This window comes from Brachybacterium sp. AOP42-C2-15, from assembly GCF_052377065.1.
Classification (GTDB): Bacteria; Actinomycetota; Actinomycetes; order Actinomycetales; family Dermabacteraceae; genus Brachybacterium.
The window spans coordinates 1-21,160 of sequence record NZ_JBQSWK010000046.1 but is presented as its reverse complement, the minus strand read 5'-3'; the positions used below and the strand labels follow the sequence as shown (position 1 = coordinate 21,160).

General features: G+C 70.9%; 19 protein-coding genes and 1 tRNA gene. 9 read left to right on the top strand and 11 right to left on the bottom strand.

Annotated elements, in window-relative coordinates:
* The coding region (locus tag ACT3SQ_RS17095; protein ID WP_444601470.1) for an MFS transporter at positions 1-891 on the bottom strand (891 nt) is incomplete at its 3' end.
* 146 nt (positions 892-1,037) lie between these two features.
* On the opposite strand from ACT3SQ_RS17095, the gene ACT3SQ_RS17090 reads away from it, so the two are divergent.
* Positions 1,038-2,147 (top strand): ROK family protein, encoded by a 1,110-nt coding sequence (locus tag ACT3SQ_RS17090; RefSeq protein WP_444601469.1) that lies wholly within the window; start codon positions 1,038-1,040, stop codon positions 2,145-2,147.
* 27 nt (positions 2,148-2,174) lie between these two features.
* Here ACT3SQ_RS17090 and ACT3SQ_RS17085 read toward each other — a convergent pair whose 3' ends face one another.
* The 3 genes from ACT3SQ_RS17085 to ACT3SQ_RS17075 form a co-directional block, all read right to left on the bottom strand.
* Complete coding sequence (locus tag ACT3SQ_RS17085) at positions 2,175-3,533, bottom strand: MFS transporter (protein ID WP_444601468.1); 1,359 nt, start codon at positions 3,531-3,533, stop codon at positions 2,175-2,177.
* Positions 3,534-3,752: 219 nt separating this feature from the next.
* Complete coding sequence (locus ACT3SQ_RS17080) at positions 3,753-4,514, bottom strand: YggS family pyridoxal phosphate-dependent enzyme (protein WP_444601467.1); 762 nt, start codon at positions 4,512-4,514, stop codon at positions 3,753-3,755.
* A gap of 109 nt (positions 4,515-4,623) precedes the next feature.
* A tRNA-Leu gene (locus ACT3SQ_RS17075) sits at positions 4,624-4,700 on the bottom strand.
* Between the two features lie 62 nt (positions 4,701-4,762).
* Here ACT3SQ_RS17075 and ACT3SQ_RS17070 point away from each other — a divergent pair.
* Together ACT3SQ_RS17070 and ACT3SQ_RS17065 are read left to right on the top strand one after the other, a co-directional pair.
* The gene (locus tag ACT3SQ_RS17070; RefSeq protein ID WP_444601466.1) at positions 4,763-6,922 is read left to right on the top strand and encodes a helicase-associated domain-containing protein; all 2,160 of its coding nucleotides are present in this window, start codon (positions 4,763-4,765) and stop codon (positions 6,920-6,922) included.
* 199 nt (positions 6,923-7,121) lie between these two features.
* Complete coding sequence (locus tag ACT3SQ_RS17065; RefSeq protein ID WP_441443424.1) at positions 7,122-7,388, top strand: hypothetical protein; 267 nt, start codon at positions 7,122-7,124, stop codon at positions 7,386-7,388.
* Positions 7,389-7,613: 225 nt separating this feature from the next.
* Here the strand turns inward: ACT3SQ_RS17065 and gndA are convergent, their stop codons facing one another.
* The gene (gene gndA / locus ACT3SQ_RS17060; RefSeq protein WP_441443425.1) at positions 7,614-9,074 is read right to left on the bottom strand and encodes an NADP-dependent phosphogluconate dehydrogenase; all 1,461 of its coding nucleotides are present in this window, start codon (positions 9,072-9,074) and stop codon (positions 7,614-7,616) included.
* A gap of 308 nt (positions 9,075-9,382) precedes the next feature.
* Between gndA and ACT3SQ_RS17055 the strand changes: the two genes are divergently transcribed.
* The 6 genes from ACT3SQ_RS17055 (at position 9,383) to ACT3SQ_RS17030 (ending at position 15,782) form a co-directional block, all read left to right on the top strand.
* Positions 9,383-10,231, top strand: coding sequence for a hypothetical protein (locus ACT3SQ_RS17055; RefSeq protein ID WP_441443426.1), 849 nt, complete (start codon positions 9,383-9,385; stop codon positions 10,229-10,231).
* Positions 10,232-10,455: 224 nt separating this feature from the next.
* The gene (locus ACT3SQ_RS17050) at positions 10,456-11,139 is read left to right on the top strand and encodes a hypothetical protein (protein ID WP_444601465.1); all 684 of its coding nucleotides are present in this window, start codon (positions 10,456-10,458) and stop codon (positions 11,137-11,139) included.
* Between the two features lie 39 nt (positions 11,140-11,178).
* Entirely contained in the window at positions 11,179-12,834 is a 1,656-nt protein-coding gene (locus ACT3SQ_RS17045; protein ID WP_442331982.1) for a DNA repair helicase XPB, read from the top strand.
* Positions 12,835-12,944: 110 nt separating this feature from the next.
* Positions 12,945-13,424, top strand: a complete 480-nt coding sequence (locus tag ACT3SQ_RS17040) for a LapA family protein (RefSeq protein WP_444501764.1) — start codon at positions 12,945-12,947, stop codon at positions 13,422-13,424.
* 54 nt (positions 13,425-13,478) lie between these two features.
* The gene (locus ACT3SQ_RS17035; RefSeq protein WP_441443430.1) at positions 13,479-14,198 is read left to right on the top strand and encodes a response regulator transcription factor; all 720 of its coding nucleotides are present in this window, start codon (positions 13,479-13,481) and stop codon (positions 14,196-14,198) included.
* 3 nt (positions 14,199-14,201) lie between these two features.
* Positions 14,202-15,782, top strand: a complete 1,581-nt coding sequence (locus tag ACT3SQ_RS17030; RefSeq protein ID WP_441443431.1) for an ATP-binding protein — start codon at positions 14,202-14,204, stop codon at positions 15,780-15,782.
* A 111-nt stretch (positions 15,783-15,893) separates the two neighbouring features.
* Here ACT3SQ_RS17030 and ACT3SQ_RS17025 read toward each other — a convergent pair whose 3' ends face one another.
* The 6 genes from ACT3SQ_RS17025 to ACT3SQ_RS17000 form a co-directional block, all read right to left on the bottom strand.
* The gene (locus ACT3SQ_RS17025; protein ID WP_441443432.1) at positions 15,894-16,451 is read right to left on the bottom strand and encodes a DUF4031 domain-containing protein; all 558 of its coding nucleotides are present in this window, start codon (positions 16,449-16,451) and stop codon (positions 15,894-15,896) included.
* Positions 16,448-17,767, bottom strand: coding sequence for a DUF418 domain-containing protein (locus ACT3SQ_RS17020; protein WP_441443433.1), 1,320 nt, complete (start codon positions 17,765-17,767; stop codon positions 16,448-16,450). The genes ACT3SQ_RS17025 and ACT3SQ_RS17020 overlap by 4 nt, the downstream gene beginning before the upstream one ends.
* Positions 17,768-17,869: 102 nt before the next feature.
* Positions 17,870-18,655 carry a hypothetical protein gene (locus tag ACT3SQ_RS17015; RefSeq protein ID WP_442331980.1) on the bottom strand — a complete coding sequence of 262 codons (786 nt, stop codon included), beginning with the start codon at positions 18,653-18,655 and terminating at the stop codon, positions 17,870-17,872.
* Complete coding sequence (locus ACT3SQ_RS17010; protein ID WP_444599048.1) at positions 18,652-19,617, bottom strand: ABC transporter ATP-binding protein; 966 nt, start codon at positions 19,615-19,617, stop codon at positions 18,652-18,654. Before ACT3SQ_RS17010 ends, ACT3SQ_RS17015 begins: the two co-directional genes overlap by 4 nt.
* Positions 19,614-20,375 (bottom strand): hypothetical protein, encoded by a 762-nt coding sequence (locus ACT3SQ_RS17005; protein WP_441443436.1) that lies wholly within the window; start codon positions 20,373-20,375, stop codon positions 19,614-19,616. Before ACT3SQ_RS17005 ends, ACT3SQ_RS17010 begins: the two co-directional genes overlap by 4 nt.
* Positions 20,372-21,160: ATP-binding cassette domain-containing protein (locus ACT3SQ_RS17000; RefSeq protein ID WP_444601464.1), on the bottom strand; the 789-nt coding region annotated here is incomplete at its 5' end. The genes ACT3SQ_RS17005 and ACT3SQ_RS17000, both read right to left, overlap by 4 nt.

Below are 21,160 nucleotides of genomic sequence, written 5' to 3'. Positions count from 1 at the left end.
GACGATATTGCCCAGGGTCATCCCCAGGCCCGCCGCGGCCAGCACCCACGGCACCATCGACATGGCAGCGCCGGAGACCTGGGTGGCGATGTCGGCGACATAGCTGAAGACGGCGAACCCGCCGGCGAAGCCGACCGCCGCGATCGCCATGATCACCCAGAGCTGCAGGCGGCGCAGCGCGACGATCTCGTCGACCATCCGCCGGCCCGGGACCGGGGCCTGGGGCGGGACCGCCCAGCGCAGAGCGAGCACGGTGAGCACGAAGATCACGGCGATGACCAGGTAGACGACGCGCCAACCGGCGACCTGGCCGAGTGCGGTCATCAGCGGCACGCCCACGAGATTCGCGACGGTCAGGCCCGAAAGCGCGACGGCCACGCCCTTGCCCTGGCTGCCGGGCCCCATCAGGGAGGCCGCCAGGAGCGAGGCGACCCCGAAGTAGGCACCGTGCGGGAGGCCGGCGAGGAAGCGGGCGGCCACGGTGAGCTCGAAGGTCGGCATCAGCGCGGAGAGCAGCGTGCCCGCGACGAGGGCGACGGCCAGCGCGGTGATCATCGAGGTGCGGCTCCAGCGCACGGAGAGCAACGCCAGCACCGGCGCGCCGACGACGACGCCGAGCGCATAGGACGTGATCAGGAGCCCGGCCCGGGCGATGCCGGCATCGGGATCATCCGCCATCTGGGCGGGCAGCAGGCCGTCGGCGATGCCGGGCAGCAGGCCCATGGTCGCGAACTCGGAGGCGCCGATGCCCACGCCGCCGAGGGCCAGGGCGAACAGGGCCAGGGCGCGGCGCCGCGGCGTAATCTCGTGCGGGGCGGGGGGCGAGGCGGCGTCGGACGCCGCAGCGGGATCGGGTGCCGGCGTGGGGCGAGAGTCGGTGGTCAGGGTCATGGGAGTTCCTCGACTGTCGGAAGAGCAGATGCAGGAGGGCGTCATCGACCGAACGGACACAATAAGCCAACGCTGTTGCGTTACGTCAAGGGGGTGCGTCGTCGGATCCTCGTCACACGACCCTCGCGGGAGGCCGCCATGGCAGGATGAGCGCCGTGAAGTCGACCGGACCGCTGGACCGCGTGGCAGGCGCCCATGACGCCGCCGTGCTCGCCGTCGCGCGCCGCGGGGAACCGGTCGCACGCACCGGTCTGGCCGAGGCCCTGCAGGTCACACCCCAGGCGATCTCGAAGATCCTCACCCGGCTGATCGCCCGCGGGCTGATCGCGGAGATCGGCTCCTTCTCCTCCGGGCCCGGCAAGCCCACCACCCTGTACCGGATCGTCCCCGAGTCCCGGCGGGCGATCGGGCTGCATCTGACCCGCACGCGGCTGCACGGCGTGGTGGCGGACCTCACCGGGCAGATCCTGGAGCGGCGCAGCACGGAGATCGTCCCGGAGCAGCCCGTGCCCGCCCTGATCGCCACTCTGGCCGATGCGGCGCGGGAGCTCACCGGGCACGGGCCCGGCGAGCTGCTCGGCGTCGGGGTCGGGATGCCGGGACCGGTCGACGTCGTCGAGGGCGTCCACCTCGGCTCCTCCTCGAGCACCGACGCCTGGCGCGGGGCCTCGATCCGTGACCTGCTGCTGGACGAGCTGCGGATGCCGGTGCTGGTGGATCACGACTCCCGAGCCGCCCTGATCGGCGAGAGCTGGTCCCAGCCGGGCCTGCTGGACAATGCCGTGCTGGTGCTGGCCGAGGAGGGGCTCGGGGCCGCTCTGCGCCTGGACGGCACGATCGTGCGCGGCGCCCACTCCCGGGCCGGGGAGGCCGGGCACACCGTGGTGAACCTGGGCGGCGAGCCCTGCCCGTGCGGGCGCCGCGGCTGCGCCCAGGCCGAGTACCTCGCCGCCCAGCGGGACGGCGACACGCAGCGGGCCGCCGAGGTGCTCGCGACCGTGGTGCTGAACCTGGTGCGGCTGATGGATGTGGACCGGGTGGTGCTCGGCGGCCGCTCGGTCTACGCCCACCACCAGGTGACGATGGATGCGATCCGGGAGGCGATGGACCAGGGTCTGCGCGCCGGAGCCCGCGTGCACGTCGAGGTGCTGCTCTCCACCCGAGGGGTGGACCTCATCGCGGCCGGCGCCGCGTGCGAGGTGCTCGAGCACGAGTACGGGCTGCCCTCGGCGCTCATCGGACCCCCGCCCCGCTGAGGGCCCGCTCTGCATACTGCAGACGGATCAGCGGGGCTGACCCTCTCCGCGGGCGTCGACCCGCTCGCGGGCCGGGGCGAGCTCGATGCCGACCTGGTCCAGCTGCGCCAGCCGCCGCCGCGCCCGCAGGCGGAGCATGACGAGCGTGGCCAGCAGCATCCCGAAGCCGATCGTGGCGACCACTGTGCCGATCACGGTCGGGGCCGCGAGCCCGTACCCGGCCGAGATCACCGCGCCGCCCAGCAGCGCGCCGAGCGCATTGGCGACGTTGAAGGCGGCGTGGTGCAGGGAGGCGCCGAGCATCTCGGAACGGCCGGCGATGCGCATCAGCCAGGTCTGCATCGCCGGGGAGAGGATGGAGTGGGCGAAGTTGACGAGGAAGAAGGTGAGGGTCAGCCCCACCGGGCTGCTGACCACCAGCACCATCATCAGCATCGCGGCGATGTACAGCGGGAAGGCCACCAGCAGGGTGCCGTTCAGCGAGCGGTCGGTGCTCACCCCGCCGATCGCATTACCGATGGTCATCCCGAGCCCGGCCACGGCCAGCAGCACCGGGATGTAGCCGGGAGAGACACCGGCGACCTGGCGGCCGATGTCGGCGATATAGCTGAACACCGCGAAGGAGCCGGCAAAGCCGACGGCGGCGATCACCATCACCATCCACAGCTGGACGCGCCGGAAGGCGCGCAGCTCATCCCCCAGGCGTCGGCCGCGCGGGGCGGCCTGGGCGGGGATCGTGAGCACCAGGAGGATCGCCGTCAGCGCGAACACCCCGGCGACCACGAGGAAGGCGGCGCGCCAGCCCGCGCTCTGCCCGAGGGCGGTGAGCAGCGGCACGCCGGCGAGATTCGCGACGGTGAGTCCGGACATCGCCAGCGCCGCCCCCTTGCCCTGGGAACCGGGGCCCATCAGGGAGCTGGCCAGCAGCGCCGCCACGCCCAGGTAGGCACCATGCGGGAGCCCCGCGGCGAAGCGGGCGAGCATGGTCAGCTCGAAGCCGGGCATGAGGCCGGAGGCCAGGGTGCTCACGGTCAGCAGCACCGCGAACACCACGATCAGCGTGGTGCGGCTGAAGCGCACCGCGAGCAGGGACAGCAGCGGCGCGCCGATCACGACGCCGAGCGCGTACGCGCTGATCGCCCAGCCCGCCCTCGCGAGCCCCTGATCGGGGGTCTCCGCCATCATCTGCGGCAGCAGGGAGTCGGCGATCTCGGGCAGCAGGCCCATCGTGACGAACTCGGAAGAGCCGATCCCGAAGCCGCCCAGGGCGAGCGCGAACAGGGCCAGGGCGCGGCGCCAGGGCGACAGCGGCACCCGGGCCGGGGCCTGCGACGATGAGGCCTGCGACGACGGGGGCTGAGGAGCAGTGGGGGTCGAAGCGGTCACGGGGCACCTCCCGGCGCGGGGTGAGGGCCGACGCGATGTGGGAACGCCGGAGGGAACCGGGTCAGGACCATCGCCGTCGTGGAGGGGAAGAGGAGAATCGTGCGGGCATGCGAAGAGGTGCCAACGCGGCTCCAGCCTCCGCGCTCAGCACCTCGGGGACCACGCTATGCGGCGGCGGGACTCCTGCGCCAGAGGGTCCCGGCCCGGAAGGGAGTCGGGTCACACCCCGGGACGGGCCCCGAAGATCGCGGAGCCGACACGCACGATGGTGGCGCCTTCCTCGACGGCGATCTCCAGATCGCCGCTCATGCCCATCGACAGCTGCTCGAGCTCGGGGGCGCCCAGCTCCTCGCGGGCCCAGTCGCGCAGCTCGCGCAGCATCCGCAGGGAGGCGCGCACTGCGGCGTCATCGCTGGTGTTCGCGCCGATGGTCATGAGGCCGACGGGCCTCAGGGAGCTGCTCGCCCGCAGTCGCTCCACGATCGGTGCGATGGCATCCACGGTGGGCGCGAAGCCGCCCTTGGACTCCTCGCCGGAGGTGTTGACCTGCACCAGCACCTCGCGGGTCAGGCCGGCCGTCTCGGCGCGGCGCTCGAGCGCGTCGGCGATGCCCTCGCGGTCCACGCTGTGGATCAGCTCGGCGAAGCCCACGACGTCGCGGGCCTTGTTGGTCTGCAGACGGCCGATGAAGTGACGCGGCACCGCGTTGTCCACGAGCAGCGGATCGGCGTGCTTGGCGATCTCCTGCGCCCGGTTCTCCCCCACCGCGGCCCGTCGGCCCCGCTCGCGCAGCAGCTCCACCGCGACGGCGATCTCCACCGGGGTGCGCGTCTTGGTGGCCAGCAGTACGGTGATCTCACGGCTGTCGCGGCCCACCCGCTGTGCCGCTGCCTCCAGGCGGGAGAGCACCTCGTCGAGACGGGGTGCCATCCGCTCACGGTGGTCGAGGGCCAGGGAGGAGTCATCGGCAGGAACGGTCATGCTCCCATTGTGGCCGACATCGACGCAGCTCTGCGGCGAGCGCCCCGGCACCTGCGTCACAGTACCCCGGGAAGCAGCGAACAGCACGCTCCTCAGCTGCTTATCGCCGTGGTGCCCCCAGCGGGACTCGAACCCGCACTGTGCCGATTTTAAGTCGGCCGCCTCTGCCGATTGGGCTATGGGGGCGAGCAGCGGAGCCCCCAGTGCCGAGGCTCCTCACAGCGGGCAAGCCTATGCTGGAATGCATCATGACCGCTGCGATCCGGTCCCTCGCGGACTCCCTGCGCCGGTTCGGCGACGAACGCCTCGAGGCCCTGCTCGTCGCCCGACCGGATCTCACCTCGCCCCTTCCCCGCGGGATCGGCCCGCTCGCCGCTCGGGCCGCAGGCGCCACCTCCGCGCGGCGCGCCCTGGAGGCGCTGACCCTGCCGGAGCTGCATCTGGTCGAGGCCCTCGCCGTGCTCGAGGACGGCGCCTCCCCCGCCCGGCTGGCTGCGGCGGTCTCCGCGGACCCGCCCACGATCGCTCCCGCCCTGGAACGTCTGATCACCCTCGCCGTGGTCTGGGGCGAAGATGAGCTGCACCTGATCCGCCCCCTCCGGGAGGGGATGCGCACCCCTGCGGGTCTCGCCGCCGCGACTCCCCAGGACCCCAGCGCGCAGGAGGCGCAGCAGCGGGTGGAACGGGCCCGCAGCACGCATCCCGAGGTGCTGGAGACGCTCGCCTGGGGGCCCAGCGCGGTCACCGGTGGCGGCCGGCTCGCCGCAGAGCTGCTCGCCGCAGGCATCGTGGTGGCCGACGGAAAGTCACTGCACATCCCTCGCTCTGTCCAGCTCGCCCTGCGGGATGGCCGGCTGCGCCGCACCCATCTCGCGCAGCGTCCAGCCCCGGACGGCCCCGAGCTCACCGAACGGATCCCCGGCTCGCGCACCGCCCAGGCCGTCGAGCGCGCCTTCGAGGCTCTCCGCCTGCTGGGCACGGTGCGCGGCTTCGACGAGGACCCGCCGGGGGTCCTGCGCCGCGGAGGCCTCCCCCAACGGGACCTGCGCCGCCTGGCAGAGCGTGCCGGAGCACCGCTGCTGACCTACGCGACGGTCCTGCAGTCCGCCTGGCAGGCCGGGCTGATCGGCCACGACGGTCAGGAATGGCACCCCACTCAGGACTGGGATACGCACCGCCTGCTCGCCGCGGAGCAGCGCTGGGCGGAGCTGACGCTGGCCTGGGCGCGCGGACACCATCTCGCGGCGGTGGTGGGGACCCCGGACTCTTCCGGCACCGGCCGCTCCCTGCTGTCCGACCTCACCCGGCGCGACGGAGTGCGCACCCGCCGCGGCAGCCTGCTGCGGCTGCTGCGCACCTCCCCCGGCGTGGACGCGAGCGAGGAGTCCCTGGCCGCAGCCCTGGCGTGGGCGTTCCCGCTGGTCCCCGCCGAGGTGATCCAGGAGGAGACCGGCGCGCTGCTGGTCGAGGGACAGGCGCTGGGCCTGCTCGACGGCGGGGCGCTCACCGTGCTCGGCCACGAACTGGTCCTCGCTCTGGACGAGGAGATCACCAGCGCGGACGCCCGACTCGCCACCGTCCTCGCAGCGGAAGCCCCGACCCCGGTCGCCGAGGTGCTGCTGGATGCTGACCTGACCGCCGTCATCCCCGGCCGGCCCGCCGAGCGGCTGCTGCCGCTGCTGGACTGGACCGAAGTGGTCTCCCGCGGGGGTGCGTTGACGCTGCGCTTCACCACCGCCGCCGTGCGTCGGGCGCTCGGGGACGGCCGCGATGCGGAGGCGCTGCTGATCCTGCTGGAGGAGGTCTGCCGCACACCCGTTCCCCAGGCGCTGACCTACCTGCTGCGCGATGAGCAGCGTCGCCACGGCCGGGTGCAGGTCTCCCGAGCCACCACCGTGCTCACCGCGGACGTCGAGGTGCTCGACCTGCTGCAGGTCGCACCCGAGGCCGCCGTTCTGGACCTGCACCGGCTGGCCCCCACCGTCGCCGTCACCCTCTCCGAGCCCGGGTTCGCCCTGCAGATGGCCCGCCAGGCCGGGCTCTCCCCTCAGGCCGTCGGAGCGGACGGCCGCCCGGTCCCCGAGGAGCTGACCCATTCCCTGCGCGGAGGTCCGGTCGAGCCGGACCTGGTGACCATCGACGGCCCCGAGCTGCGGGTGCCCACCCTCGAGGCAGTGGCCCGGCTCCGCGCCGCGGAGGAGGGTGCAAGCGATCTCTCGGTCACCGATCGCCTGCTGGATGCGATCTCGCGCAATGACGAGATCCCGCTCGGCATCGTCGACGGGCGCGGCGGGGTGGTCGTGAAGCACGCCCAGCCGCTCTCCCTCGAAGGGGGTCGCCTGCGTGCCCGGGAGGTCGGCCGAGATGAGGAGTTCACGGTGCTCGTGCACCGCGTGACCCTGAGCTGAGTGGAACCGGGCGCCAGATGCCAGGAGCCAGGGCCCTGGTACGAGGGATCCGAAGGATTATGGGGAGTCCTCCCCATGGCGGACCCTCCCCCGGTTCGCGATAGTATTCCCGTCGCCAGGACCGGACGTATGAGAACACCCGACCTGGGGCCCGGCTCGTCACCGCCGGGGAATGATCATCAGGAAGAAGGGGATTCCCATGACCACACCCAACTCGGGTTACGACATCGAGGCCATCAAGAAGAAGGCCCTGATCTGGACCATCGTCGGCTTCATCTGCGGCGGCGTCATCTCCGGCGTGCTCGGCCTGCTCGGCTACCTCAAGGCCGATACCGAGCCGGAGACCGCACAGAAGTTCACGAAGTGGGCCATGATCCTCACGATCATCGTCATCGTTCTCTACGTGGTCGTCGGCATCCTCTACGCCGTCCTCGTCGGCGCGGCGATCTCGAGCGGCTCGATGTGATCTCGCACAGCGTTTGACGAAGGCCCCGGACCTGCTGGTCCGGGGCCTTCGTCGTACTCGGGGGCGGGGCACCGTCACCGGCACCCCGCCCCGTCGACCAGTCCTGCGTCAGATCGACTGAGCTCCTACCGCTCGCAAGCTCGCAGTACGTCGATCAGTCCTGCGTCAGATCGACTGAGCTCCTACCGCTCGCAAGCTCGCAGTACGTCGATCAGTCCTGCGCGATCAGTCCTGCTTCGTCTCGCGGCGATCCTCGGACCACTCCACGTGGAAGGTGCCCTCGGCGTCGACGCGCTGGTAGGTGTGCGCACCGAAGTAGTCGCGCTGGGCCTGGACCAGGGCGGCGGGGAGGCGCTCGGCGCGCACCGCGTCGTAGTACGACAGGGTCGAGGAGAACACCGGCACCGGGTAGCCGGTCGAGGCCGCGAAGGCCACGATGCGGCGCCAAGCCGGGATGCACTTGGCGATCTCGGTGGTGAAGTACTCGTCCGCCAGCAGCAGCGGGAGCTTCGCGTCGCGCTCGTACGCCTCGGTGATGCGATTGAGGAAGCGGGCGCGGATGATGCAGCCACCGCGCCAGATCCGGGCCATCGCACCCAGGTCGATGTCCCAGCCGAACTCCTCGGCACCGGCGGCGATCTCGTCGAAGCCCTGCGAGTAGGAGACCAGCTTCGCGGCGTAGAGCGCCTTCTGCAGGTCATCGATGAACTGGGCGGGGTCGGCGATCTCGAGGGTCTGCGCCTCGGCGGGCAGCACCTTGCGGCCGGCCTCACGCTGCGGCGTGGAGCCGGAGACGGAGCGGGCGAACGTCGCTTCGGCGATGCCGGTGACCGGGACGCCGAGGTCCAGGGCCGTCTGCACGGTCCAGGCGCCGGTGCCCTTCTGGGCCGCGCGGTCGAGGATGACATCCACGAACGGCTTGCCGGAGGAGGCGTCGGTGTGGTGGAGCACCTCGGCGGTGATCTCGATGAGGAACGACTCCAGGTCGCCCTTGTTCCACTCGGCGAAGACGTCACCGATCTCGGAGGCGCTCTTGCCGAGGGCCTTGGACATGAGGTCGTAGGCCTCGGAGATGACCTGCATGTCGGCATACTCGATGCCGTTGTGGACCATCTTCACGAAGTGGCCCGCACCGTCGGCGCCGACGTGGGTGCAGCACGGCGCGCCATCGACATGCGCGGAGATCTTCTCGAACATGGGGCCGAGGCGGTCGTAGGACTCCTTGGTGCCACCGGGCATGATCGAGGGGCCGTTCAGCGCGCCCTCCTCGCCACCGGAGACGCCGGTGCCCACGAAGTGCAGGCCCTTCTCGCGCAGCGCGGCTTCGCGGCGGCGGGTATCGCCGAACAGGGCGTTGCCGGCGTCGACGATGATGTCGCCCGGCTCCATGAGCGAGGCGAGCTCGTCGATCACGGCGTCGGTGGGCTTGCCGGCCTTGACCATGATGAGCGCGACGCGCGGTTTCTGCAGGGAGGCGACGAAGTCCGCCATGGACTCCGAGGGGTAGAACTCGCCGTCGCCGCTGTGATCGGTCATGACCTTCTCGGTCTTGGCGACGCTGCGGTTGTGGAGCGCCACCTTGAAGCCGTTGCGGGCGAAGTTGCGCGCCAGGTTGGAGCCCATCACCGCCATTCCGGTGACGCCGATGTCTGCCACATCGGCGGGGGACGGAGCGAAGCTAGCCATGGGTTCTCCTCATGTCGGGTGCTGTCGAGCCGGGCGGAACCTCGCGGCCGACGAGACGTCGACAGGTCGGGCGTCCCGGTCCATCAGCTCCCATCTTAGGGATGTTGCGCCGGAGGTGCTCGGCAGTGCCAGGGCTTGCCGTGACCGGAGAGCTCGGAGGGAAGCGCCTTTCGGGGCCCTCAGGCCCCGACAGCAGCGCTCTCGGGGATCACGCTCCGGCATTGTCGGGCCTTGAGCACAGCCTGCGCACCCGTACCGTGGTCCCCGCCCTGCACCGCCCTCACCGGCCCCGAGAGAGAGCACTCCCCATGACCGTCCCGTCGCCGTACTCCGCACCACCCTCCCGCAGCCCCCACAGCTACGGCGCCCCCGGGATCGACAGCTCCGCCACGGTGCCGCCGGCAGCAGCTGGAGGCGCCGGGAGGCGTCCGGGTGCGGGTCCAGCGCCCGGGACGGATCTCGCCGCGGACCTCGGGGCGGCCCTGCGCTTCGCCGGCACGGCGCTGCTGCGCAATCCGGTGTCCTACCTGGTCGTGGGGTTCATCTACTGCGCGATCTACACCGTGATCATCGTCGGCGGGATGATCGGTGCCACCGCCGCGATGTTCTCGCGTACCGACCAGTGGACCTCGGACTACGTCCCCGTCGTCGAGCTGGTCCTGTTCTACGCGATCATGCTGGGCGCGATGGTGCTCCTGATCCCGTTCAGCCTGATGTGGCAGTCGGCGTCCGGTCGCGCCGCGGAGATCGTCCTCCAGGGCGGTCGGCCCACCATCGGACAGGCGCTCGTGGGGCCCTGGCGCATCGTCCTGACCTCCCTGCTGTACGGCCTGATCGTGGCGGTGGGGATGCTCCTGTTCTACATTCCCGGGCTGATCGCCGCGGTGCTGTTCATGTTCGCGATCCCGGCGTCGGCCCGCGGTGCCGCCCCGGTGGCCGCGCTCAAGGAGAGCTATGCCCTGGTGCGCGCGAACCTCGGCACCGCGATCGTCGCGTACCTGGTGCTCTCGGTGATCCTCTCGATCGGAGCCACGATTGTGGTGGGCATCCTGGTGATGACCCCGTTCATCGTGCTCTTCGAGCTCGGGATGTACGAGCGGCTGCGAGGCCATGAGCTGCCGGAGCCGGCCCGCGCCGGAGCCCAGGCCTGCCCCTGAGCTCGGACTCAGACATTCCGAGCTTCGAGCCCCGAGCCCTGATCGGCCCGTACGGTGGGAGAGCGGCCTGCCGGCCTCACCTCGCTCCCCTCGAAAGGCAGCACTCCGTGCCCTCCCCCTCCCAGCCCGCGGATCAGTCCTCTCACGAACATGGGTCTTCCGACCCCTCCTTCTCCTCACAGCCCTCCCCACAGCCGAACGCGCCGGTGATCGCTGGTGGGCCGGTGGCCGTCGGCATCCGCTGGGCCTGGAACGCCTTCACCCGCAATCTCGGCGCCTTCCTGGTGCCGGCCCTGGTCTATGCCGTGATCCTCATCGTCGTGATCATCGCCTTCGTGATCCTCAGCGTCATGCTCTCGATCGCGCTGCAACGCAGCGGTGGAACGCCGGGATACGCCACTGAGGCACCGGCGTTCAGCGTCGGCAGCGTGCTCATCTCGCTCGTCGTGGCGCTCGTGAGCGCGCTGTGGGTCTCGGGCATCCTCCACGCCGGCACCGCAGTCCTCGCCGGCCGCCGCCCGACGATCAAGGAGGGCTTCGTCGGCACGGGGACCACCATCGCCGTGGCCTTCGTGGTCGCGCTCCTCAGCGCGGTGCTGGGACAGCTCGCGCAGGGCGTGAGCTTCGTGTTCTACGTCCCGGCGATCGTCGTCTCCGTTCTGCTCTACTTCGCCACCGTCGAGGCGGCCCGGGGAGCAGGGTTCGGCGAGGCGATCTCCGCCAGCGTGCGCCTCGTGACGAAGAACGTCGGAACAGTCGTCGTCACCATGCTGCTCGCGTTCGCGATCTGCCTGACCATGATCATCCCGATCCTCGCGGTGGCCGTGATCCCGGTCATGCAGCTGCTGGTGCTCGGCGTGCACCATCGGGTCACGGGCAACGCGCTCGTCGAGCCCGCTTCTGTCTGAGACCCCGGCGCAGCTCGAGTTCCGGCGTAGCCTCTTGTGATGACCGACGGCCCCCTCATCGTCCAGAGCGACAAGTCCCTCCTGCTCGAGGTCGACCATCCGCAGGCGCAGACCGCCCGCATCGCGATCGCCGCCTTCGCGGAGCTCGAGCGCGCCCCGGAGCATGTGCACACCTACCGGATCACGGATCTGGGACTGTGGAACGCGCGCGCCGCAGGCTATGACGCCGAATCGGTGGTCGCCGCGCTCGTGGACCACTCCCGCTACCCGGTCCCGCACTCGCTGCTGATCGACGTGGCGGACACGATGGACCGCTACGGCAGGCTCCAGCTCCGCTCGGATCCCGTCCACGGACTGGTGCTGCACGCACTGGATCGGGCGGTGCTCGAAGAGGTCTCACGGACCACGCGGATCCAGGGGATGCTCGGCGCCCGTCTCGATGAGACCACGATGGTGGTCCACCCTTCGGAGCGGGGCGCCCTCAAGCAGGCGCTGCTGAAGCTCGGCTGGCCGGCCGAGGATCATGCCGGCTATGTCGACGGCGAGGCCCACCCGATCTCCCTGCGGGAGGAGGACTGGCAGCTGCGCCCCTACCAGGAGGAGGCGGTGGACGGCTTTCGCCATGGCGGCAGCGGTGTGGTGGTGCTTCCCTGCGGCGCCGGAAAGACCCTCGTCGGCGCCGGGGCGATGGCCTCGATGCAGCGCACCACGCTGATCCTGGTGACTTCGACGGTCTCGGCCCGTCAGTGGAAGGACGAGCTGCTGCGCCGCACCACGCTGACCGAGGACGAGATCGGTGAGTACTCGGGGGCCGCCAAGGAGGTGCGCCCGGTGACGATCGCGACCTACCAGGTGCTGACCCTGAAGCGGAAGGGGATCCACCCGCATCTGGAGCTGATGAGCGCCCGTGACTGGGGTCTGATCATCTACGACGAGGTGCACCTGCTGCCGGCGCCTGTCTTCCGGATGACGGCGGACCTGCAGGCCAGGCGCCGGCTGGGGCTCACCGCGACGCTGGTGCGCGAGGACGGCCGGGAGGGTGAGGTGTTCTCCCTGATCGGCCCCAAGCGCTATGACGCCCCCTGGAAGGACATCGAGTCCCAGGGCTATATCGCCCCGGCGGACTGCACCGAGGTGCGGGTGACGATGCCGGCCTCGGACAGGATGGCCTACGCCATGGCCGAAGCCGCGGACCGCCCCCGACTGAGCGCCGCCCATGGCGCGAAGATCGACGTGGTGCAGAAGATCGCCTCCCGTCACCCGGGCGAGCCGATGCTCGTGATCGGGCAGTTCATCGACCAGCTCGAGGAGATCGCCGAACGCCTGGACGCCGACCTCATCACCGGCCAGACCCCGGTCAAGCGCCGCCAGGAGCTGTTCGACGCCTTCCGCACCGGTCAGATCGACCGTTTGGTCGTCTCGAAGGTCGCGAACTTCTCGATCGACCTGCCGGAGGCCTCCGTCGCGGTGCAGGTCTCCGGCGCCTTCGGCTCCCGCCAGGAGGAGGCGCAGCGACTGGGCCGCCTCCTCCGCCCGAAGGCGGACGGCCGCACCGCGCACTTCTACACCGTGGTCATGCGCGACACCCAGGATCAGGACTATGCCGCCCACCGTCAACGGTTCCTCGCCGAGCAGGGCTATGCGTACACGATCATGGACGCCGACGACCTCGAGGCTGCTGCGGAGGCGGACTGAGCCGTCCGGGACCCACCGGCGCTGACCGGCGGGCAGGCCGCTAGCTGGATAGAGTGGGGACGCATCCCAACCGCCGGCGCTCCGTCGGCCCTCCCCCCAGGAGATCGACAATGACCTCATCCGACGATTCCCTCCGTCCCACCGGTCACGACGGCGCACCCCGTCCCGTCTCCCCGACCTCCGGCCCGACCGACAGCACCGCGGGTGAGACCGTCGCGGGCACCGAACGCTCGACCACCGGGCGTCGCGCCGCTGAGCGGCCCGTCTCCCAGCCCACCACCTCGGAACCCGCCCCCGAGCTCGAACCCGTCGGCAGCGGCGGGAAGACCGCCGGCATGTGGATCGGGCTGATCCTCGGCGCGATCATCCTGGTGCTGCTGCTGATCTTCGTGATCCAGAACAACGTCACCGCCGGCTTCCGGTACTTCGGCGCAGAGTTCGATCTGCCCCTCGGAGTGGCGATGCTGCTCGCGGCGATCGCCGGCGCGCTGGTGATGGCGCTGGTCGGCTCGGTGCGGATGGTCCAGATGAGCTGGACGATCCGGAGGCTGCGCAAGCAGCAGGACAAGATCCACCGCGCCACCCGCTGAGCCCGTTCAGCTGACATCCAGCCGATTCCCAAGGTCGAGGAGGACGGTGGTCCCATGACGACGAGCGAAGAACAGGACTACGAAGCACGCCTGCTCGTGGTCGACGACGAACCCAACATCCGCGACCTGCTCGCGACCTCACTCCGTTTCGCCGGCTTCGAGGTGTTCACCGCCTCGACCGGCAATGAGGCGATCCGCGAGGCCACCGAGCATCAGCCCGACCTGGTGGTGCTCGACGTGATGCTGCCGGACATGGACGGTTTCACCGTCACCCGGCGCTTGCGCGACCGTGGTGAGCAGTACCCGATCCTCTTCCTCACTGCGAAGGACGAGACCCAGGACAAGGTCACCGGCCTCACCGTCGGCGGCGACGACTACGTCACCAAGCCCTTCAGCCTCGAAGAGGTCGTGGCCCGCATCCGTGCGGTGCTGCGCCGCACCCACGGCGGCTCCGAGCCCACCGTGGACAGCTCGCTGGTGGTCGCGGATCTGCGCCTGGACGAGGACTCCCACGAGGTCCACCGCGGGGACGTGAACATCGAGCTGTCCCCCACCGAGTTCAAGCTGCTGCGCTACCTGATGCTCAACGCCGGCCGGGTGGTCTCCAAGACCCAGATCCTCGACCACGTCTGGGACTACGACTGGTCCGGCGAGGTGGGGATCGTGGAGTCCTACATCTCCTACCTGCGCCGCAAAGTCGACGTCATCGGCGACCCGATGATCCACACCAAGCGCGGCATCGGCTACGTCCTGCGAGCCCCCGAAGGCTCCTGAGGCGTGGCGCTGCCGACCCTGCGCGCCGAACGGCCCGTGTCCCTGTGGACCCGGATCGTCGCCCTCATCTCGGCGCTGCTGGTGCTCGGCACGGTCGTCACCGGGAGCCTCTCCCTGTTCCTGCTGAACCGCACTTTGATCCAGTCCGTCGACAGCAACCTGCAGGCAGGCATGGGCGAGATGCTCGCCTTGGCCCAGCAGGAGCTGGAGGGGGACGACGACGCGATCCGCAACAGCACCTACACCCCGGTCGAATATGCGATCGAGATCCGGGACCGGGACGGGAGGCGCATCGACGGAGCCGTGGTCTACTACGGCCCCGGTGACATCGTCATCCCGTTCCCGACGCTGAGCGAGGAGCAGATCCTGCAGCAGGGCGGCCGCCCCTTCACGGTGCTGGACTCCGCGGAGAACCGGTGGCGGGTGGTGGCGATGCTGAACTCCGGACCCGACGGAGGCAGCGTGTACGTGGCGCTGCCGCTGACCGGTGTGGACCGCACCATGCATGAGATGGCACTGGTCATCGTGCTGGTGGGGACGATGGTGGTGCTGGTGGGCATGGGCCTCGGCGGGTATGTGACCCATCGGGCGCTCGAACCGCTGCGCGACGTCGAGGCGACCGCCTCCCAGATCGCCGGCGGTGACCTCTCCCGCCGGGTTCCGGTCACCCGCACCAGCCTCGAGGTCCATGATCTGGCCTTCTCCCTGAACGAGATGCTGGTGCGGATCGAGCAGGCGTTCGCCGCGCAGTCGACCTCCGAGGAGCGGGCCACCGCCTCCGAGGCGAAGATGCGTCGCTTCGTAGGCGATGCTTCCCATGAGCTGCGCACCCCGCTCGCAGCCATCCGCGGCTTCGGCGAGCTGTACCGGATGGGTGCCCTCCCCAAGGACGAGGACGTCGCCTCGGCGATGCGCCGCATTGAGGATGAGGCGAAGCGGATGGGCTCGCTGGTGGAGAATCTGCTGCGTCTGGCCCGGCTCGACGAGAAGCCGGAGCTCGCCCTGGATCCGGTGGACTTCACCGATGCCCTGTTCGATGCGGCCCAGGACCTGCGCGCGCTGGATCCCGGTCGGCAGGTGATGGTGACCTCGCTGTCGGGAACGCCGCTGTCCGTGCAGCCGCATCTGTCCATCGGCGTGCTCGGCGACGAGGCCTCCCTGCGACAGGTGATCCTGAACCTGGTGGGCAATGCGAACCGGCACACCCCCAAGGGTTCCCCGGTCGAGATCGCCGTCGGCTACCTCTCCCCGCAGCGGGTGCGGATCGAGATCCGGGACCACGGCGAGGGCATCGACGATGATCAGCGCGAGAAGGTGTTCGAGCGCTTCTACCGCACGGATGCCTCGCGGATGCGCTCGGCGACGCAGGGCGGCGGGGCGGGGCTCGGGCTCGCGATCGCGGCCTCGATCGTCCAGCAGCACGGCGGCACCATCGGGGTGTCCGAGACCGAGGGTGGCGGCGCCACCTTCTGGCTCGAGGTGCAGGGCACCGAGATCTCGCCGGAGGCCCGGGTGCGCCCGGATCAGCTGCGGGCGCTGAACGCGGAGAGCCCCGGCGAGGCCCCGGAGCAGGACGAGCCCTGAGCATCGAGAGGCCCTGAACGCCGAGGGGCACGGGGACGCGGGTTCCTCACCGAGGAGCCCGGGACGATGAGGTGCCAGAGCGGTGCGGTGCCAGAGCGGTGAGCGGCTGGGTCAGCGCCCGTCCTCGAGCACCTGGCCGATGAAAGCGGCCTCCCCACGAGCCCGCGCGAGCCGGTCCAGCAGCTCCAGAAGCTCCATCGCCTCACGGCGAGCGTGGTCGTCATGGGCTTCGATGCGCGGTGCGGCCGACGGGTCCTCCCTGGTCATCCGGAACGCGCCACGGGCGGCTTCACGCGCTGGCGGCAGCGGGTCCACGTGCCCGAGCTGGCCCACGATGAGGTCCCGCGGGACTCGCTCCAGGCCCAGAGCGGCGGCGTGCGCGGCGCTGCGCCGGGCGCGGGCTGCAGGACGGTCCAGGAGCTTCACCCGCAACCCGGACGAGATGAGGATCCGGGTCAGCTCCCTATCGCCCACGAACTGCACCCCGACCTCCCGCAGCGCCCCCTCTGCGGAGGTGGGCCAGTCGTAGTGGTCCAGGTCGAAGGAGCGGGGAGGCAGGCCCGCCCGGGCGGCGATCTCGTGCAGCTCCTCGAGCGAGGCGTCCGAGATCAGATGGCCCCACAGCAGTCCGTGGCGCGGCCAGCGCGGGGTGTCGGCGAAGACGGTCATGAGCGTGCTCCCTTCCAAGGATCCGGTGCAGTCTCGACTCGTCGGTGCTCGACACGTCGGGGTTCGCCCTGTCGGGTCGCGACCTGTCGGGTCGCACCCTGTCGAGTCGCGATCTGTCGGGCCGGGGCGGCGGAACCGGCCAGGAGGCGCAGCAGCCTTTCGAGCGGGCCGCGGTGGCCGTGGCTGCGCAGCAGAGCGGCCAGCAGGATCATCGCCAGCCAGGTCAGCAGCACGATCACCGCCGCACCGGCGGTACCGAGCCGCGCTCCGAGATCCAGGGCATAGGGCGGGAACAGGGCCAGGAACACGATCGACTGCCCGATATAGGCGCTCAGGGAGGCGGCACCGAGTGCCTCGATGCCACGGATCGACGAGCCCAGCAGCCGCTCGGCCCGCCCCACCCCCTGCTCGCCGCGGTGTCGCACGTGCTCGACCAGCAGCGCCGCGGCGGCGGCCAGACCGAGGGCTCCCACGATCCCCGAGTACTGGTGCACGACGCCCAGGATGCCCAGCAGCAGCTCGCTGTCCAGGTGCGCGTGACCGGGATCCAGCACCAGCGCGAGGGTCAGCGGGATCGCGCCGAGCACCCCGACCAGCAGCCCCCACCGCATCAGAGGGATCAGCAGGTCACGATTCGCGAGTACTTCCTCGAGCAGCCGCAGCCGGGCTGCAATCGCACCGAGCGCCATCGGGGTGAGCAGCCCGAGGTCCAGGAGCGGGGTGAGCGCGGTGCTGCGCAGCGCCGCCTCGGCCCGCAGCGCGAGGCCGGTGAGGTAATCGGGGGCGGAGGCCGCGGCGTATCCGCTGCCGCCGCTCAGCCCGATGGTCCCATCGGTCCAGCCCCACACGCCGAGCGCCGGCAGGGCGATCACGGCGACCAGCGGCATCACCATGCGGTGACGGGTGATCAGCAATGTGCAGAACATGCCGATGATCGCGTAGCCGACCAGGATGTCACCGCTGAACAGCAGGACCGCATGGGCGAGGCCGATCAGGAGCAGCACCAGATGGCGACGGAGCATGCGCAGCACGAAGCGCCCCGCACTCTCGCCGCGCTCCTGGGAGCGGCGGTGGAGGATCCCGATGCCGTAGCCGAAGAGCATCGCGAACAGCGGGAATCCGCGGTTGTCGGCGAACAGTGCGACGAGCACGTCCGCAGCACGATCCAGCGCGGTGGCGTCGAGCTGTTTCAGCAGCACCGTCCACTGCGAGCCGTGCAGCCACCCCACCGTGTTGGCCAGCGCGATGCCGAGCAGCGCGAGGCCGCGGGCGAGATCGGGCCCGCCGGCGCGGCGTGCAAGGGGGACGGAGGTCATCACCGCGCTCGCCGCGACCGGGAGCGTGCGGCGCTGCCGACGGGGCTGGTGCTCATGCGCGCCATGGTCCCACAGGGTGCTGGCCGATCCCGGCAGCGCCAGTCAGGCTCGGCGCACCCAGCGACGCTGCGCGAGCAGGAGAGCGAGGACCCCGCCGCCGAAGGTGAGCACGAGAGTGAGGCTCTGCCCGACCCTGGCAGCGACCACGAACCGGGTGGTGCCGGCCGCGCCGAGGGCGGCTGCCGCGTCCGATTCCAGGTTCATCAGGACGACGCTGGCCAGCAGCGTGCTCCCGGCGACCATGAGCCAGGCGAGCAGACTGATTCCGATGAACTGGGCAAGTGCGCCGATCCTGGAGGGCCGCTCCCCGAGTTGGATGGCGCGGCCGCCGACGAGTGCATGCGTCCACAGGATCGCCCCGGACCACAGCCCGATGTCCACGAGGTGGTCCCACCAGGTCATCGGCAGCGGTCCGAGTTCGGTGCTCCGGATGTCGAAGCTGCTCCAGTGCCTCGCATCGGGGAGCCACTGGGTCAGGCAGATGGCGCCGACGGCGCCGAGGGCGAGCACCAGCTGCCCGCCGCAGATCATGAGGGTGCGAGCGCGCACGGCGTCGGCGCGGGAGATCCCCAGCGCACTGCGCTGGTATCTGCCGTCCTCGGAGGCGTCGGCGAGATCCGCGGGCAGGCGCGCGGCGAGCAGGATCGCGACCACGCCGAGGCGGAGTTCGGCGAGGATGGCGACCAGCACGATCACCGCCGCGAGCAGCGCGTAGAGCAGGATCCGCCCGCGGTGGTGCTGCCACTCCAGCCCGAGCGCCCGTCCCAGCGAGGTCAAGGGGCGCGGCGCGGATCGCGCGGCAGTGCGCGAGTCAGCGGTGCCGGTCATCGTGAGACCTCCCGGAGGGTGAAGGTGAGGACGTCCTGGAGCGTGGGGCGGCGCAGATCCGTGAGCCCTTCCAGCCCCACTGCGTCCTCTGCGCGCACCAGCGCTTCGAGCTGGTCCCCGCTGCGGCGCGGACCTCGCAGCACCGCGGCGTGCTCACCCAGATGGTGAGGCGAGGTCGCGGCGGTGGCGCTGGCTGTGGCGCTGGTGGTCGTGGCGACCAGATGCTCCTCGATCAGATCGATCACGGAGCCCTCGAGCACGACACGACCCTCATGCAGCAGCACCAGGTGGTCCACGAACCGTTCGATCTCGCCGAGGTCATGGGTGGACAGCAGGATCGTGCGGTCCTCTCCCCCGGCCTGGTGCTCCCGCAGTTCGTCGAGCACGTCGGTGCGGGCCAGCGGGTCGAGCCGCGCGAAGGGCTCGTCGAGCAGGAGCAGATCGGGGCGGATGCCGAGTGCGACGGCGAGCAGCAGCCGGGTCCGCTGTCCGGCCGAGAGCCGGCGCAGCTGGGCACCAGGATCGATTCCCGCGCGACGCAGCAGGTCGCCGGTGAGGCGGGCGTCGTAGGAGGGCTCGACGCGGCGCTGGGCGAGCACCAGATCGTCGGCCGTCCAATGATCCGGCTGGAAAGGGGCGTCGGGGACGACGCCGACCCCGGCGGGCAGGGCGTCCTCTGCGCCCCCGAGGGGTGCTCCCAGCACTTCGATCGTGCCGGAGCTGGGCGCCAGCGCTCCGGACACTGTGCGCAGCAGGGTGGTCTTGCCGGCGCCGTTGGTGCCGACCAGCGCGGTGACCTGGCCGCTCGGCACCCCGAAGGTGACACCGCGCAGCACGTGACGCAGCGGCCGGGTCCATCGCTGCGCATCGGGCAGGTGGACATCGAGAGCACGGACCGTGATCGCGGCGACTGCGGGGCCCGCAGCGGGCAGGTCGAGAGGCATGCCGAGGGGCACGGTCATCTCACCGTTCCCGGTCGACCGGAGTCGAGGCCACGGATCCAGCGGCGCGCTGAGCTCCGCAAGCGGAGCAGGAGCACGGCGAGCAGCACCGCCAGCACCACTCCGACGATCACCATCCCGCCAGGGCCGGACCAGAGATCGAACCGCAGCACGATCTCCACCAGCGCAATCGGGATCGCCAGCACCACTCCGGCGAGGAAGTAGATCAGGATGCTGAGCACGGCCATGCTCCGCCCGGGCCGTCGCATCGTGCACTCGCCGCCGACGACGATCCCGGTCGCCACCAGGGCGGCCAGGGAGAGCAGCGCCCCGACCAGGATGATCGGGAGCTGCGGTGCGCCAGGGTCACCGGTGAAGGAGAAAGGCGCGGCTCCCCCTGCCGTCTCACGGCCCAGGAGCACCGAGATCACCGCACCAACGGCCACAGTCACGACCACCGCGGCATGCTCCACGCCGATCAGCGCCAGTCGACCGCGCACCCGGTCCGCACGGCTGAGCCCGAGGCTGGCTCTCAGCTCGTCGCGCTCGATGGTGTCGGCCCGGCCGTAGCGGTACCAGCCCAGAGCCGCCCAGAGGGTCAGCAGGCCGGCGTACTGGTCGGTGGCGAGCACCGCGCAGAGCAGCGCGAGCGCGCAGAGGAGGAGTGTGAGGGCCACGCGGCCGGCATTCAGCCGCAGCTCGGTGTGAAGGATGAGGCCCGTCGGCCGTTTATCGGTGGGCAGTCCGCGGGGAGTGCGTGCAGCGGTGGTGGTGCTCATCGGTGAGTCCTCCTCAGGGTGGGGGCATCGGTCCGCGCAGCGCGGAGCACATGCGTGACGATCTCGCTCACGTCGGGCCGGCGCAGGGACGCGCTGGTCGGTAACCCCACGGCGTCATCGACGGCGACCAGGGCCCGGGTGCGGGTACCGGTCGTCGTCGGCCCGATGAACGGCTGACCGGGCCCCGCCTCCGCGTCGGTGCGGTCCAGCTCGCACAGCAGGAACTCCTCCCGCAGGGATTCCACCTCCCCGCTGAGGACATCGCGCCCCTGCGCGATGACGACGAGCTGGTCGACGAAGCGCTCCATGCCGTCGAGGTCGTGGGTGGCCAGCAGGAGCGTGCGCTCCTTCTCGGCCATGAAGTCGCGCAGCACCTCGATCAGCTCCATCCGTGCGAGCGGATCGAGATGGGCGAAGGGCTCGTCCAGGATCAGCAGCTGCGGATCCTGAGCCAGGGCCGCGGCGAGCCCCAGCTGGGTTGCCTGGCCACGGGAGAGGCGGCGAAGCTCCCGCTGGTGCGGGACCCCGAAGGTGGTCAGGAGCTCCTCGAAGTGGGAGCTGTCGAAGCCGGGGACCACCCGGCGGCGCAGTCTGGCCACGTGCTGCGGGGTCCAGCGCCGCGGATGGGCCGAGATGTCGGGCATGCTCGCCGCCCCCTGCGGGGGATGCACCCGGGCGGGGCCGAGGGCTGTTCCGAGCACCTCGATGGTTCCCGTGGTGAACGCCAGTGCGCCGGTCACCGTGCGCAGGGTGGTGGTCTTGCCCGCCCCGTTGGCGCCGACCAG

Coding starts and splice junctions, on each gene's coding strand:
- ACT3SQ_RS17080 (WP_444601467.1), bottom strand. CDS start 4,514: ATGACCGTTCCTGCCGATGACTCCTCCCTGGCCCTCGACCACCGTGAG.
- ACT3SQ_RS17090 (WP_444601469.1), top strand. CDS start 1,038: ATGAGCGCCGTGAAGTCGACCGGACCGCTGGACCGCGTGGCAGGCGCC.
- ACT3SQ_RS17055 (WP_441443426.1), top strand. CDS start 9,383: ATGACCGTCCCGTCGCCGTACTCCGCACCACCCTCCCGCAGCCCCCAC.
- ACT3SQ_RS17040 (WP_444501764.1), top strand. CDS start 12,945: ATGACCTCATCCGACGATTCCCTCCGTCCCACCGGTCACGACGGCGCA.
- ACT3SQ_RS17010 (WP_444599048.1), bottom strand. CDS start 19,617: ATGACCGTGCCCCTCGGCATGCCTCTCGACCTGCCCGCTGCGGGCCCC.
- ACT3SQ_RS17065 (WP_441443424.1), top strand. CDS start 7,122: ATGACCACACCCAACTCGGGTTACGACATCGAGGCCATCAAGAAGAAG.
- ACT3SQ_RS17025 (WP_441443432.1), bottom strand. CDS start 16,451: ATGACCGTCTTCGCCGACACCCCGCGCTGGCCGCGCCACGGACTGCTG.
- ACT3SQ_RS17045 (WP_442331982.1), top strand. CDS start 11,179: ATGACCGACGGCCCCCTCATCGTCCAGAGCGACAAGTCCCTCCTGCTC.
- ACT3SQ_RS17015 (WP_442331980.1), bottom strand. CDS start 18,655: ATGACCGGCACCGCTGACTCGCGCACTGCCGCGCGATCCGCGCCGCGC.
- ACT3SQ_RS17005 (WP_441443436.1), bottom strand. CDS start 20,375: ATGAGCACCACCACCGCTGCACGCACTCCCCGCGGACTGCCCACCGAT.
- ACT3SQ_RS17020 (WP_441443433.1), bottom strand. CDS start 17,767: ATGACCTCCGTCCCCCTTGCACGCCGCGCCGGCGGGCCCGATCTCGCC.
- gndA (WP_441443425.1), bottom strand. CDS start 9,074: ATGGCTAGCTTCGCTCCGTCCCCCGCCGATGTGGCAGACATCGGCGTC.
- ACT3SQ_RS17035 (WP_441443430.1), top strand. CDS start 13,479: ATGACGACGAGCGAAGAACAGGACTACGAAGCACGCCTGCTCGTGGTC.
- ACT3SQ_RS17070 (WP_444601466.1), top strand. CDS start 4,763: ATGACCGCTGCGATCCGGTCCCTCGCGGACTCCCTGCGCCGGTTCGGC.